Annotated in this window: 13 protein-coding genes; 3 read left to right on the forward strand and 10 right to left on the reverse strand. The window is 76.0% G+C overall.

The window, feature by feature from the left end:
* Window positions 1-21: 21 nt before the first annotated feature.
* Both ACQPYX_RS21180 and ACQPYX_RS21185 read right to left on the reverse strand, forming a co-directional pair.
* Entirely contained in the window at window positions 22-1,101 is a 1,080-nt protein-coding gene (locus ACQPYX_RS21180) for a cysteine--tRNA ligase (RefSeq protein WP_433799256.1), read from the reverse strand.
* 22 nt (window positions 1,102-1,123) lie between these two features.
* Complete coding sequence (locus ACQPYX_RS21185) at window positions 1,124-1,564, reverse strand: lipopolysaccharide assembly protein LapA domain-containing protein (RefSeq protein ID WP_433799257.1); 441 nt, start codon at window positions 1,562-1,564, stop codon at window positions 1,124-1,126.
* A gap of 367 nt (window positions 1,565-1,931) precedes the next feature.
* On the opposite strand from ACQPYX_RS21185, the gene ACQPYX_RS21190 reads away from it, so the two are divergent.
* Window positions 1,932-2,198 (forward strand): hypothetical protein, encoded by a 267-nt coding sequence (locus tag ACQPYX_RS21190; RefSeq protein WP_433799258.1) that lies wholly within the window; start codon window positions 1,932-1,934, stop codon window positions 2,196-2,198.
* 201 nt (window positions 2,199-2,399) lie between these two features.
* On the opposite strand, the gene ACQPYX_RS21195 is transcribed toward ACQPYX_RS21190, so the two are convergent.
* From ACQPYX_RS21195 to ACQPYX_RS21220, 6 genes are read right to left on the reverse strand one after another with little or no spacing between them, the layout of a single operon-like run.
* Window positions 2,400-2,741 (reverse strand): cobalamin biosynthesis protein, encoded by a 342-nt coding sequence (locus tag ACQPYX_RS21195; RefSeq protein WP_433799259.1) that lies wholly within the window; start codon window positions 2,739-2,741, stop codon window positions 2,400-2,402.
* Window positions 2,738-4,165: a cobyrinate a,c-diamide synthase gene (locus ACQPYX_RS21200; RefSeq protein WP_433799260.1), complete on the reverse strand. Its 1,428-nt coding sequence runs from the start codon at window positions 4,163-4,165 to the stop codon at window positions 2,738-2,740. The genes ACQPYX_RS21195 and ACQPYX_RS21200 overlap by 4 nt, the downstream gene beginning before the upstream one ends.
* Window positions 4,166-4,172: 7 nt before the next feature.
* On the reverse strand, window positions 4,173-4,787 hold the full coding sequence (gene cobO, locus ACQPYX_RS21205) for a cob(I)yrinic acid a,c-diamide adenosyltransferase (protein ID WP_433799261.1): 615 nt from the start codon (window positions 4,785-4,787) through the stop codon (window positions 4,173-4,175).
* Window positions 4,788-4,801: 14 nt separating this feature from the next.
* On the reverse strand, window positions 4,802-6,970 hold the full coding sequence (locus tag ACQPYX_RS21210; RefSeq protein WP_433799262.1) for a VWA domain-containing protein: 2,169 nt from the start codon (window positions 6,968-6,970) through the stop codon (window positions 4,802-4,804).
* Between the two features lie 29 nt (window positions 6,971-6,999).
* A complete protein-coding gene (locus tag ACQPYX_RS21215) occupies window positions 7,000-7,797 on the reverse strand; it encodes a siderophore-interacting protein (RefSeq protein ID WP_433799263.1) in 798 nt (265 codons plus the stop codon).
* Between the two features lie 56 nt (window positions 7,798-7,853).
* Entirely contained in the window at window positions 7,854-8,633 is a 780-nt protein-coding gene (locus ACQPYX_RS21220; protein ID WP_433799264.1) for a hypothetical protein, read from the reverse strand.
* Between the two features lie 48 nt (window positions 8,634-8,681).
* On the opposite strand from ACQPYX_RS21220, the gene ACQPYX_RS21225 reads away from it, so the two are divergent.
* On the forward strand, window positions 8,682-9,332 hold the full coding sequence (locus ACQPYX_RS21225) for a TetR/AcrR family transcriptional regulator (protein WP_433799265.1): 651 nt from the start codon (window positions 8,682-8,684) through the stop codon (window positions 9,330-9,332).
* Between the two features lie 112 nt (window positions 9,333-9,444).
* Window positions 9,445-10,785: an MFS transporter gene (locus ACQPYX_RS21230; RefSeq protein ID WP_433799266.1), complete on the forward strand. Its 1,341-nt coding sequence runs from the start codon at window positions 9,445-9,447 to the stop codon at window positions 10,783-10,785.
* Between the two features lie 155 nt (window positions 10,786-10,940).
* On the opposite strand, the gene ACQPYX_RS21235 is transcribed toward ACQPYX_RS21230, so the two are convergent.
* Together ACQPYX_RS21235 and ACQPYX_RS21240 are read right to left on the reverse strand one after the other, a co-directional pair.
* Window positions 10,941-12,749, reverse strand: coding sequence for a TIM barrel protein (locus ACQPYX_RS21235; RefSeq protein WP_433799267.1), 1,809 nt, complete (start codon window positions 12,747-12,749; stop codon window positions 10,941-10,943).
* Between the two features lies 1 nt (window position 12,750).
* Window positions 12,751-13,644, reverse strand: coding sequence for a shikimate dehydrogenase (locus tag ACQPYX_RS21240; RefSeq protein WP_433799268.1), 894 nt, complete (start codon window positions 13,642-13,644; stop codon window positions 12,751-12,753).
* Window positions 13,645-13,646 lie beyond the last annotated feature (2 nt).

Consider the following 13,646-nt stretch of genomic DNA (forward strand, 5'->3'; position numbering starts at 1 on the left):
AAGCATCACCGGGCGCGGTGATCAGGTGAGGCCCAACACGGAGAGCGCCACCCGCGCGGCCTCCCCGCCCTCGGCCTCGGCCACGGCGAGCGCGGCGGGGACGTCGAGGTCGTCGAGCAGCGCGCCGACCACGGCGTCGGCGGCGGCCGCACCGTCGACGTGCCGGCCGGCGGCGGAGAAGAGGCGCTCGAGCCGGTCGGCGGCCGCGGCCACGTCGTCGGGACCGACGTCCCACGCCTGCGCCCACGGACGGTCGAGCACGAGCAGGCGCACCGCGGCGGCGGGCCACGACTCGAGCAGGTCCGACACGAGCACGAGGTTGCCGGCCGACTTGGCCATCTTGGCGCCGTCGACCCGCACCGTCCCGACATGCAGGCGGGCGCGGGCGAACGGGCGCACCCCGGTCATCGCCTCGGCCATGGCGCCCATCGCGGTGTGGTGGGGGTGGCGCAGGTCCGCGCCGCCGACGTGCAGGTCGACCGCCGGGCCGAGCACCGACAGCGCCATGGCCGCGCACTCCGCGTGCCACCCGGGACGGCCGTCACCCCAGGGGCTGGGCCAGGCGGCCTCCCCCGGCAGGGCGGGACGCCAGATCGTGGGGTCGGCCGGGTCCTCGGCGCGGGCCGAGGGCGGGACCTGCGACGACGCCTCGTCGGGAACACCCGTGAGACCCACCGCGGAGGCACGCAGGAGCACCTCCCCCTCACGCTCGTAGGCGACGCCCCGCTCCAGCAGGCCGGCGGCGAGGCGGACGACGTCCTCGACGTGGTTGTGCGCCCGCGGCTCGTGGGCGGGCGGCCGCACGTTGAGCGCGGCCATGTCGCGGTCGAAGCGGAACTGGCCGACGGCGGCGAAGCTGTCGAACCGGCTGCCGGCCCGCTCGGCGGCGGCGTCGAGCACGTCGTCGACGTCGGTGACGTTGCGGCAGACCTCGACGGTCACGCCGACCCGGCGCAGGACGCGGGTGGCGACGTCGGCCCAGACGAAGGTCGCGGCGTGGCCGAGGTGGGTCGTGTCGTACGGGGTGATGCCGCAGACGTAGGCGCGGGCGTGCCCGACGGTCGGCAGCGGTTCCCCGGCGAGGGCGAGGCGGGAGGTCACGGGCCCATCCTGCCCCGTCCCGCTAGTGCTTCGGGCCCCGCGCGGCGCGCCGCCACTGGATCATCCGCCCGAGCCCCGGGATGGCCAGGAGCAGCACGCCGGCGATCGCCGAGAAGAGCATCCAGATGCCGAGCGGCAGTTCGGCCTGGAAGCCCAGGAACTGCACCCGCGCCGGGTCGAGGTTCTGCAGGATGAAGATCAGGAGGAAGACGAGGACGACCGCGCCGAGGATCAGGCCGATCCACGCGCCACCGATGCGGGTCCGGCCGGGACCGGGCTTCTTCGGGGTGGCGTGCGTGCGGGTCGGTGCCGCGCCCGCGGTGCCGCCGGGGATGCGCTCGGTCTCGCGCTCGGCGGGCGGCGGGGAGTCGCGGCGCGCGACGGACGTCTGCTCGACGGTGGGTCCGTCGGCCGGGGACGGCGCGGTGAGGTCCGGCGTGCCGGCCGCGTCCTTCTCGCTCATGGCGCTCATCCTGGCGTCTCCAGCGCCTCACCGGGAGTCGACACGTCCGCAAGGACGGGTCAACCCTTCCCGGCGACGGGTCGGTCCGTCCGCGCGGCGGACGTCGTCGTGGCGCACGAGGCGGTCCGCCTCGACCGGCTCGTGCCGCTCGTGCTGTCCGGGGTCGCGGTGGGGATCACCCAGGAGCGCGTGCTCGCGGGCGGGCTGCCGCCCGGAGTGGTGGCGCGGCCCCTGCACGGCGAGCCGCTCCTGGTGGAGCACCACCTGGTGTGGCGCCGGGACGCCGGGCGGCCGCCGCTGGAGGTGCACAGCGCGCCCACATCGACCTCCGAGCTACGCCCCACCGGTCGGACCCAGGCTCGTCGGCATGACCGGGAACCGCTTCGGACTGAGCGCCACCCTCGCCGGAATCGCTGCACTCGGTGGGGCGGGCACTCTCGCTGCCGTCGCCCCCTCCGCCGGGTCGACCGCGGTGCGCCACGTCGTCGTCGCCGAGACCACGGCCGCTGTCCTGCCAGCGGCGAGCACCACCGCCGGGAGTACCGCCCGGGCCCGCGGGACGTCGTCGGTCCCCGGCGCGGGCCCCTTCCCGCACACGTCGTCGCCGATCACGAGCGGTGTGTTCGACCTCTGATCCACCGGGATCGGGTCGCGCTGGTGTTGCGGCCCGCACACGGCGGGGCCGGGCTGCACATCCCTCGCCGCGCGTTGCGGCCCGCACACGGTCCGCCCCGTCGACACATGCCTCCGCTCGCGTTGCGTCCCGCAACGCCGGCGCGACCCCGAGCGGGACCTGCCGGCCGTGTGCGCGACGCAATGCAGCCGGCCGCCGGCGTCACCGCGCCAGCGCCACCGTCACCATCCGGCCCCGCTGCTTCTCGACGACGAGCTCCCCCGCACCGCCGAGCTCCCGGGCGGCCAGGATCGCGGCCGCCTCGGCGACGGAGCCGGTCCCGGTCAGGCGTCGGACGACCGCCGAGGGGTTCGGGACGTCGACGGCGTCGAGCTCCGCGGTCGTGTAGGTGAGGAGCTTCCGGCCCCCCGCGACCGCCTCGATCGCCGGCTCCCCGAGGCGCCGGTCGATCGTGGCGACGACGTCGTAGGCCAGACCGCCGACCGCCTCGACGAGGTACTCCGCGGGCGTCCCCGGCTCCACCCCCACGCCCAGCACGATCACGGCGGCCCGACCAGCCCCGCCACGAACCGCCGCACCGCCTCGGGACGCCCGGCCGGATGGGTGTGCAGGTAGGAGGCGTGGACGGCGCCCTGCACGAAGCCCTCGGTCGTGTCGTCCCACGCCCACGCAGGGGTCGACCCGGCCCGCGGCGTGGTGACGGTGCGGTGGAACTCGTGCCCGGTCACCGTCTCCCCCGCCACGGCGACCGGAGAGTCGGCGGGCGCCGTCGCCGTCCGGTAGCCCAGCGTCAGACGCGGGCCCATCGCGGCCTCGGCATCGAGCACCCCGCACATCGGCGCCCCGTCCAGGGCGCGGCCCAGGTAGAGCAGACCGCCGCACTCCGCGTGGACCGCCCCACCTGCCGTCGCGAAGGCGCGCACCGCCGTCCGCAGCGCGACGTTGGCCGAGAGGTCCTCGAGGTGCTCCTCCGGGAACCCGCCCGGGAGGACGAGGCCCGCCGTGCGCTCGGGCAGCACCTCGTCGCGCAGGGGATCCACGACGACGACCTCTCCCCCGGCGGCCTGCAGGAGCTCGGCGTGCTCCGGGTAGCCGAACGTGAAGGCGGGACCGCCCGCGACGGCGACGACCCGGCGCGCACGCCGGTCGGTCGGGCCGACCTCGAGCACCGGATCCCAGGGCTCGACCGGCGTGGCGGGGGCGCGGCGCGCGAGCCGCTCGACGGCGTCGAGGTCGACGTGGGCGGCGACGAGCGCGGTCATCGCGTCCACGGCCGCCCGGGCGTCCGCGCCGTGCTCGGCGGCGGTGATCAGTCCGAGGTGGCGCGACGGCACGGCGAGCTCGGCCCGCCGCGGCACCACGCCGAGCACCGGCACCCCGACCTCCGCGCACGCCGCCCGCAGCGCGTCCGCGTGCCGCTCCGTGCCGACCCGGTTGAGGATCACGCCCGCCGGGGCGACGGACGGGTCGAACGTGCGGAAGCCGTGCAGCAGCGCCGCGACCGACCGGTGCTGACCACGGGCGTCGACGACCAGCACCACCGGCGCGTCGAGCACGCGCGCGACGTGGGCCGTGGACCCGTCGTCAGGACGGCGCCGCTCCGGTGGCAGGAAAGCGTCGTTGCTGTCACTGGATGCCGGCAACGACGCTTTCCTGCCACCCGGGGCGAGCCGACCGTCGAACAGGCCCATCACGCCCTCGACGACCGCGAGCGCCGCCCCCGAGGCCCCGTGCGCCACGAGCGGGGCGAGCCGGTCGACGCCGCAGAGCACCGGGTCGAGGTTGCGCCCGGGCCGGCCGGCGGCGAGCGCGTGGTAGCCGGGGTCGACGTAGTCCGGGCCGATCTTGAACGGCGCGGGCACCGTGCCGCGGGCCGCCAGGGCGCCGAGCAGTCCCGTCGTGATCGTGGTCTTCCCGCTGCCCGACGACGGTGCCGCGATCACGACCCGGGGCGGGAGGACTACCACGCTCGCCTCACCATTCGATGCCCTTCTGGCCCTTCTGCCCGGCGTCCATCGGGTGCTTGATCTTCGTCATCTCGGTGACCAGGTCGGCGGCCTCGACGAGCGCAGGCGGCGCGTCCCGGCCGGTGATCACGACGTGCTGGAACCCCGGTCGGTCGGTCAGTACCGACACCACCTCCTCGACGTCGATCCACCCCCACTTCAACGGGTAGGTGAACTCGTCGAGGACGTAGAAGTCGTGCGCCGCGCCCTCGAGCCGGCGCCGGATCTCCGCCCAGCCCTCGCGGGCCGCCTCGGCGTGGTCGTCCTCCGACCCCGCCTTCCGGCTCCACGACCAGCCCTCGCCCATCTTGTGCCACTCCACCGGGCCGCCCTGGCCGGTCGAGGAGTGCAGCTCGCCGAGGGCCTTGAGCGCGGTCTCCTCGCCGACGCGCCACTTCGCCGACTTCACGAACTGGAACACCGCGACCGAGTTGCCCGCCGTCCACTGCCGCAGCGCCAGCCCGAACGCCGCGGTCGACTTGCCCTTGTTCACGCCGGTGTGCACCACCAGCAGCGGACGTCGGCGGCGCTGGCGGGTGGTGAGCCCGTCGTCGGGAACGGTGGTGGGGACGCCCTGGGGCATGCGCTTCCTCCTGCTCAGGCGCCGACGGCGGTCCGGGCCACCGCCGCGACGTTCTCGCCGGTCAGTTCGTCGAGGGTCACGATCGCACCGGCCGCGGCACCGGCGATCCGGCCGGCGAGCCCGAGGCGGACGTGCCCGGACTCGCAGTCCACGACCACGGTGCTCATCGCCGCTCCCCCACGCCCCGGGCCAGCCTCGCGGGCCAGGCCGCGGGCCGCGTCGAGGGCGGCGTCGAGGGGTCGCGGTCCGCCGACGGTCGCGCGGCCGTCGGTCAGCACGATCAGCAGCCCGCGCCGCCGCGGGTCGCGCACCCGCTCGGCGCGCAGGACCCGGCGGGCGGTGCGCAGCCCCTCGGCGAGCGGGGTCCGGCCGCCGGTGCGCAGGTCGGCGAGGCGGGCGTGCGCGGTGTGGACGCTCGAGGTCGGCGGCAGGGCGACGGCCGCGCCGGTGCCGTTGAAGGTCACGACCCCGACCTTGTCCCTCCGTTGGTACGCGTCCCGCAGCAGCGCGTCGACCGCGCCCGTCACCGCCGTCATCCGCGTGCGTGCCGCCATCGAGCCGGACGCGTCGACGCAGAACAGCACGAGGTTGCCCTCGCGGCCCTCGCGGTGGGCGTGCCGGAGGTCGTCCGGCCCCGGCCGACCACGCCGACCGGAGCGCACGCTCGCGATCACCGTCGCCGGCACGTGCGGTGCCGGGCCCGACTCCGGGGCCTCCGCGACCGCGCGCACCGTCCGCCCGCGGCGCCCGCGCGCCCGCGAACGCCGACCGGGCACGCCCTCGCCGACCCCGTGCACCTCGAACCGGCGCTGCTTGAGCCGGACGCGCTGCGGGGCCCCCACCGGGGCCAGCGCGTCGTTGCCGTCGTCCCGTGGCCGGTCCGCGTCGTCGCGGCTGCTCCCCGTTCCCGACGATGGCTCCGGTCGGCTCGGGGGCGTGGGCGCCTCGGCCGAGCCGTGTCCGTCGGACGCGGTGGCGCCACCGCTCTCCGCGCCGTCGGCCCCGCCGTCGCCCGCCTCCGGAGCCGCCGCCTGGGACCCGTCGTCGGGACCCTGGGGTTCGTCGGACGGATCGTCTCCGGGGCCACCCGAGCCGGGCCCGTCGTCGTCGGGACCCTCCTCGTCGTCCAGGTCCTGCACCGCCTGCTCCGCGGCCTCGAGCGCCTTCTCCAGTTCCTCGTCGGAGAGGTGCGGCTCGTCGAAGGGGTCGCGGCGGCGCCGGTGCGGCAGGGCGAGCCGGGCGGCGGCGCGCACGTCGTCGACGTCGACGGCGGCCGCTCCGCGCCACGCCGCGTGCGCGACGGCGGTCCGTGCCACCACGACGTCCGCCCGCATGCCGTCGACCTCGACGAACGCGCAGACCGCGGAGATGCGGACGAGCTCGCGGTCGGTCAGCGCGACCGCCCCGAGCCGCGCCCGGGCCTCGGCGAGCTGGGCGCGCAGCGCGTCCTCGTCCGGGGCGAACCGGGTCGCGAAGCCGGTCGGGTCCGCGTCGTGGGCGAGCCGTCGGCGGACGACCTCGGTGCGTTCGGCGACCACCCGCGAGGCCTCGACGCGGACCGTGAGGCCGAAGCGGTCGAGCAGCTGTGGGCGCAGCTCCCCCTCCTCGGGGTTCATCGTCCCGACGAGGAGGAAGCGCGCGGGGTGGGTGAACGAGACGCCGTCGCGCTCGACGTGCGAGCGGCCGGAGGCGGCGGCGTCGAGCAGGAGGTCGACGAGGTGGTCGTGCAGGAGGTTGACCTCGTCGACGTAGAGCACGCCGCGGTGCGCGAGGGCGAGCAGGCCGGGCTGCACCGACCCGCGGCCGTGCGCGAGGACCTCCTGCAGGTCCAGCGAGCCGATCAGCCGGTCCTCGGACGCCCCCACCGGGAGCTCGACCAGCCGGGCCGGCCGCCGCTCGACGGGGACGTCGGGTCCGAACGGCCCGTCCGGGCTCTCCTCGCCGGCCTCGACGTCGACGCCGAACCGGTCGCCGGCCCGCACCTCGACGTCAGGCAGCAGCGTCGCGAGCGCCCGGACGATCGTCGACTTCGCGGTGCCCTTCTCCCCGCGCACCAGCACGCCGCCGATCCCCGGGTCCACGGCGGAGAGCAGCAGCGCGAGCCGCAGGTCGGGATGGCCGACGACGGCCGAGAAGGGGAACGCCACGGGACGCGACCCTAACCCGGCGTCCCCGACGCTCATCTCAGCCACCGCTGAGATGTGCGCCTCCGCTACGCCGCGACGCCGTTGCCCGCGCGCTTGTCGGCCTGGAAGCCCTCCTCGTCCATCCCCCGGCGCCAGTAGCCGGAGATGGAGAGCAGCTCCCGCGGCACGCCCAGCTCGTCGCGCAGGAGCCCGCGCAGCGCCTTCATCGACCCGGTCTCGCCGTGCACGAACGCCTGCACGCGGCCCGTCGGCCACGCCGCGGCCCGCACGACGTCGACCAGCGTCTCGCCGGCCTCGCGGTGCACCCAGCGGACCATGAGGTCGCCGGAGCACGCCAGCGGGAGCTCGTCGGCCGGGCCGTCGACCTCGAGGTACACCTGCACCGGCGTCCCCGCCGGGACCCGCTCGCAGGCGGCCGCGATCGCCGGGAGCGCGGCCTCGTCGCCGATCAGCACGTGGGCGTCGACGTCGTCCGCCGGGGCGTACGCCCCGCCCGGACCGAGCATGATCAGCTCGTCGCCCGGCCGCGCGGCGAGCGCCCACGGCCCGGCGACCCCCGTGTCCCCGTGCACCACGAAGTCGATCGTCAACTCGCCGGCGGCGTGGTCGAGCGCGCGCACCGTGTACGTCCGCGAGATCGGCCACTCCTCGCGCGGCCGCTCCGCCCGCACCGCCCCGACGTCGAGCGGCTCGTCGTACACCACGCCCGGCCGCCGGAACGCGAGCTTCACGTAGCGGTCGGTGAAGCCGTTGTCCTCGATCCCCGCGAGCCCGGGCCCGCCGAGCACGACCCGCCGCAGGTGCGGCGTCAACTGCTCGCTGCGGAGCACCTCGAGCCGGTGTCCCGGTCCGCCCTTCGCCATGCCCTCACCTCTTTGTCTCAGGTAAGGCTCACCTTACTTGCTGCGGCGCGGCCGGGTCACGCCCCGCGCTCGGCCGCCAGGGCCCGCGGGTGGACGAGCAGCCGGTCGATCCCCGCCCGGCAGGCCGCGAGGAACGCCCCGGCGCGGGCGGGCGCGGTCGGGTCGGCGGGATCGCGGGCGGACAGGGGCTCGCGGGGGGCGCCGATCACCACCGGCACCCAGGGCGGGAGCGTCGCGAGCAGGGACGTCGCCGACCCCATGTCCGGGGCCAGCTGGTCGGCGGGCACCCGGACGTAGCCGAGCGCGTCGCCGGCCTCGACGACCAGCTCGGCGACCTCCTCGGGATCGGCGGTCCAGGGCGCCACGTCGAGCACCACGCCCGCCGACGTGCCGGCCGCGGCCGCCAGGGCGTCGCGCACCGACGTGCCGTCGGAGGGCACCAGCAGCGGGCGCACCCGGAACGCGGCCGCCTGCCCGGCGAGCTCGGCGAGCGCGTCGCCGGGGTCGCCGTCCGCGGCCCGCACGGTGACGAACTGCGCGCCGAGCCGGGCGCCGAGGTCGAGCGTGCGCCGGCGGGGATCGTCGGCCGCGCCGGTGACCGGCTCGCCGAGGTCGATCCGCCCGACGTCGAGCGTGGTCACCCGGGTCACGAGCAGCACGTCGACCAGGGCCGCCAGCAGCGGCATGCCGGCCCCGTGACCCCAGGCCCGCTCGGCCTCCGGGGCGGCGGCGACGTGGAGCCCGACCGCGTCGAGCCCGCCGGCCCGGGCGGCGAGGACGCAGGCGACCGGGTCGGCGGGATCGAGGACCGAGTGGTGCACGGCGACGCGATTCACGGCCGTCATGATGTACTGCCCGGTGAATCCCGGGCGAGGAGGGCCGTCGTGAGCACCGAGTCGCAACCGCGTCAGCGCGACGCGGAGCGCACCCGCGCCGAGATCCTCGACGTCGCGACCGCGGAGTTCGCCGAGCGCGGCCTCGCCGGGGCCCGCGTCGACGAGATCGCGGCCCGCACCCGCACCACCAAGCGGATGCTCTACTACTACTTCGGCAGCAAGCAGGGCCTCTACCTGGCCGTGCTCGAGCGCGCCTACCTGGGCATCCGCTCGTTGGAGAGCCACCTCGAGGTCGACGACCTCGCCCCCACCGCGGCCCTCCGCGCGGTCTGCGACCTCACCTTCGACCACCACGAGGCGAACCCCGAGTTCATCCGCCTGGTGAGCATCGAGAACATCCACCACGCCGAGCACCTGCGCGCCTCGCCGATCCGGGAGGGACTCTCCGGCACCGCCCTCGTGGTGCTCGACCGGATCCTCGCGCGGGGTCGCGCCGCCGGACTCTTCCGCGACGACGTCGACGCCCTCGACATCCACCTGCTCATCAGCTCGTTCTGCATCTTCCGCACGGCCAACCGGCACACCGTGGCAGCCATCTTCGACCGGGACATGCTCGACCCGACGATGCGCGACCACTACCGCCGGATGCTCGCCGACCTCGTGGTCGAGTACCTGACCGCGCACGTCGGGAGACCCTGAGCACAGCTGCCGTCGTGATCGGGCCCACGTCGGCCCTTGACAGCTCCGCGACGTACAACTCACTATCTGGTACGTAACCAGACGGTACATAAGCAGCACGAGGAGCCCGACGATGTCCTCCGCACCCGCCGCGCCCGCCGGCGCGCAGCCCGCCCGGGCGGCCCTCGCCGCCTGGATCGGCAGCGCGCTCGAGTACTACGACTTCTTCATCTACGGCACGGCGGCCGCGCTCGTGTTCAGCAAGGTGTTCTTCCCGTCGTCGAGCCCGACGGCAGGGACCCTCCTGGCGCTGGCCACCTTCGGCGTCGGCTACGTCGCCCGGCCGCTGGGCGCCGTGGTGCTCGGGCACGTCGGCGACCGGGTCGGCCGCCGGCGGGTACTGATCTTCACGCTGGTCCTCATGGGTGCCGCGACGTTCGCGATCGGCTGCCTGCCCGACTACTCGACGGCGGGCGCGCTCGGACCGGTGCTCCTGGTCGTGTGCCGTCTGCTGCAGGGCTTCTCCGCGGGCGGCGAGCAGGCCGGCGCGAACTCGATGACCCTCGAGCACGCCCCCGACGACCGGCGCGCCTTCTTCTCCAGCTTCACGCTCGGCGGCACGCAGGCCGGGATGATCATCGCAACGTTCGTGTTCCTCCCCGTCGCCGCCCTCCCGCAGGAGCAGCTGCTCAGCTGGGGCTGGCGCGTCCCGTTCTGGCTGTCGGTCGTCGTCGTCATCGCCGGCATCGTCATCCGCCGCACGCTCTCCGAGACCCCGGTCTTCGAGGAGCAGAAGGCGCAGGGCCGCACCGAGGGCCTGCCGATCGTCGCCCTGCTCCGCCACCACTGGGCCGCCGTGCTCCGCGTCGTCCTCGGCGCGCTCGTCTCCTCGGTGAGCACCCTGGTCAGCGTCTGGGCGCTGTCGTACGCCACCAGCACCCAGGGATTGGACAAGACCGCGATGCTGTGGGTCTCGATCGCCGCGAACGCCGTGGCCCTCGCCGCCATCCCGCTGTTCGCCCGCTACGCCGACCGGGTCGGCCGCAAGCCGGTGTTCGTGTTCGGCTGCGTGGCCAGCGCCGTCGTCCTGGCGTTCTACCTCTGGTCGATCTCGACGGCGAGCTACGCGCTGATCTTCGTGTTCGGCGTCCTGCTCTCCGGCGTCGTCTACAGCGCCGCGAACGGGGTGTGGCCCGCCTTCTACGGCGAGATGTTCCCGGCGCGCGTCCGCCTCACCGGCATGGCCGTGGGCACGCAGATCGGCTTCGCCGTCGGCGGGTTCGTCCCGACGATCGCCGAGTCGCTCGTCGGGACGGGCGCCGGCGGCTGGGTGCCGGTCGCGATCCTCGGCGCGGTCCTCTGCGCGCTGGCCGCGATCGCCGGGCTGACGGCCCGCGAGACCGCCCACGTGCCGACCGCCGACCTCGACCGCGTCGCCGACCGCGGCGCCCCGGCCGTCCCCGCGGCGGCCTGATCCCGCTCCCCGACGACGGGCCCGGTCACCTCGACCGGGCCCGTCGTCGTGTGAAGCGGGCCCTCACCTCGTCGAGATGGCGCTGGTCGGTCCGGCGGACGCCGATCCGGACGCATGAGCGCCACCTCGACGGCGGTCGTGCGGGGAGCTCGGACTCAGCGGCGCGAGCGGCGATGCGCCGCCATGCGCACCGGCGCGTCCGCGGCCCCGAACCCGGAGTAGCCGTCGACGCGCTGGACGGCCTCGAGGAAGACCCGGCCGCCGAGGACCGGGGTCACGACGTGGCGGTACTGCCCGCCGTCGGCGTCGACGTCGACCAGCACCCGGTGGGCGGCGAGCTCGTCGACGTCGGCGACCCCGCGCGCGGCGAGGTCGGCGTAGTAGTTCGGCCCCACGTCGAGCAGGTCCAACCCCGCCGCCGACGCGGCGCGGGAGACGGCGAGCACGTCCGGCACCGCGAACGCGACGCTCTGCGGCGCCGGCACCCCCGGGGCCCAGCCACCACGACGCACCAGCGACGACGAGAGCACCACCCGCACCGGGTCGGGCCCGCCCGAGGTGAACAGCCGACCGCGCACCAGTCCGAACGGCGCCACGATGTCCGTCGGGTCGCCGGCCGGAGCGAGCCCGAGCACGGTGCGCAGGAACAGCTCCGCCTCCGCGACGTGGTCGAAGGGCGGGCTCAGCGCGACGTGGTCGATGCCGAGCAGGTCCGGGCCGGGCCGGGCGCCGGTCGGGACGAAGTCGCCTGGCCAGAAGTCGTCGCGCCCGGGCTCCGGACGTTCCGGGCAGCAGAACAGCAGCGTGCCGTCGGGGGCGGCGACCGCCCGCAGCTCGGCCTCGTCGCCGGCGTGCGGCAGCGGCACGCGGGGCGCCAGCAGGTCGACCCCGTGGTCGGCGAGCGCGACCGGGTCGGGGGTCCGCACGGCGAGCCCGGCGACGGCGGCCGGCCCCGACGCGTCGTCGGGACGGCCCTGGTCCTCCCGCACGACCACGCGGGCCCCGCCGGACTCCCACAGCGAGACCGCCTTGGAGCGGTGCTCCCCGGTGTGCACGAGGCCGAACGCGGACAGCGCGTCGGTGACCTCGGTGGAGGTGCCGGGGTCGACGGCGAGCTCGACGAAGGCGGTCCCGGACAGGGCGGGCGCCGGCGGCGCCCCGAGGCCCAGCAGGGAGCGGCGGGCGTCGATCGCGGCGGGCCGCGGGTCGGCCTGGCGGAACACGTCGTTGAACACCTCGAGCGACCACGGGCCGTCGTAGCCGGCGGCGTCGAGGTGGCCGACGAGTGCGGTGAGGTCGAAGTCGCCCTGGCCGGGGAAGAGGCGGTGGTGGCGGCTCCACGGGAGGACGGCCATGTCCAGCTGCGGCGCGTCGGCGAGCTGGCAGAAGAACAGCTTGCCGGCCGGGACGTCCCGCAGCCCGGCGGGGTCGCCGCCGCGCGCGTAGAGGTGGAAGGAGTCGACGCACAGCCCGAGGGCGGGGTGGTCGGCGAGCTCGACGATCCGCCAGGAGTGGTCCCACGTGTTGACGTGCCGCCCCCAGGCCAGGGCCTCGTAGGCGATCCGCAGTCCGCGGTCCGCGGCACGGCGGGCGACCTCGGCGAGCTGGGCGGCCGCGAGCTCGTCGTCGTCGACGGCGCGCGGGTCGACCGACGAACAGATCAACGCGGTCGTCGTGCCGAGCCGCTCCATGACGTCGAAGGCGTGGTCGACCCGCCGCAGCGACTCCGCGAACGCCTCCAGCGGGAGGGCCTCGACGTCGCGGAGCGGCTGGTAGAGGTCGATCGCGAGACCGAGGTCGGCGCACCGCCGCGCGATGTCCCCGGGGGTCTCCGGGGAGCCGAGGAGGTCGGGGACGAAGATCTCGACGCCGTCGAACCCGGCGGCGGCGGCCGCGGCGAGCTTATCCTCGAGCAGGCCCGACAGGCACGCGGTCGCGATGCCGTGGCGTCGCCGCCGCCCCACCTCAGGCCCCGGCGGCGACGAGGGCGGCGAAGTGGTCGAGCATCCGGGCGGCGTCGGGCTCGACGCCGGTGACGTGCCGGAACGCGTCGACGGCCTGGAAGACGGCCATGCCGCCGCCGTCGAGCACCCGCGCGCCGCGGGCCCGCGCGGCGGTGACCAGCGTGGTCGCGAGCGGGCGGTAGACCACGTCGGCGACCCACAGCCCCGGGTGCAGGGCGTCGGCCGCGACGGGCGAGCCGGGGTGCGCGGCCATCCCGGTGGGCGTGGCGTGCACGAGGCCGTCCACGCCCCGCAGGGTCGCCTCGACCTCGGCGATCCCGACGACGGACGTGCTCGCCCGGCCGGTGTCGCGCACCGCCGCGGCGAGCGTCTCCGCGCGCGACCGGTCGACGTCGGCGACGACGAGCTCGCCGACGCCGAGGTCGGTGAGGGCGTGCGCGACCGCCGCGCCCGCGCCGCCGGCGCCGAGCAGCAGCACCCGGTCGACGGGGACGCCGGGCAGGCCGCGCCGGAACGACCGCGCGAACCCGGAGCGGTCGGTGTTGTGCCCGACCGCTCCGTCCGGGCCGAACACCACGGTGTTGACCGCGCCGAGCACGGCCGCGTCCGGGTCGATCCGGTCGAGGTGGGCGAGCACGGTCTGCTTGGCCGGGTGCGTCACGTTGAGCCCGGAGAACCCGGTGAGGCGGGCGGCGTCGAGCACGCGCCCGACGTCGTGGGCGCCCAGTTCGAGCACGTCGAGGTCGAGGCGCCGGTAGAGGTAGCGCATGCCCTGCGCGTCGCCCTCACGCTCGTGCAGCGCCGGCGTGAGCGACGGGCCGATCCCGGTGCCGACGAGCCCGACGAGGTGGCTGACGGCCACGGGGATGCGGGTGTCGGGCAGCGTCAGGGTCACCG

It is taken from the genome of Actinomycetospora sp. CA-084318 (genome assembly GCF_050955885.1).
Taxonomy (GTDB): Bacteria; Actinomycetota; Actinomycetes; order Mycobacteriales; family Pseudonocardiaceae; genus Actinomycetospora.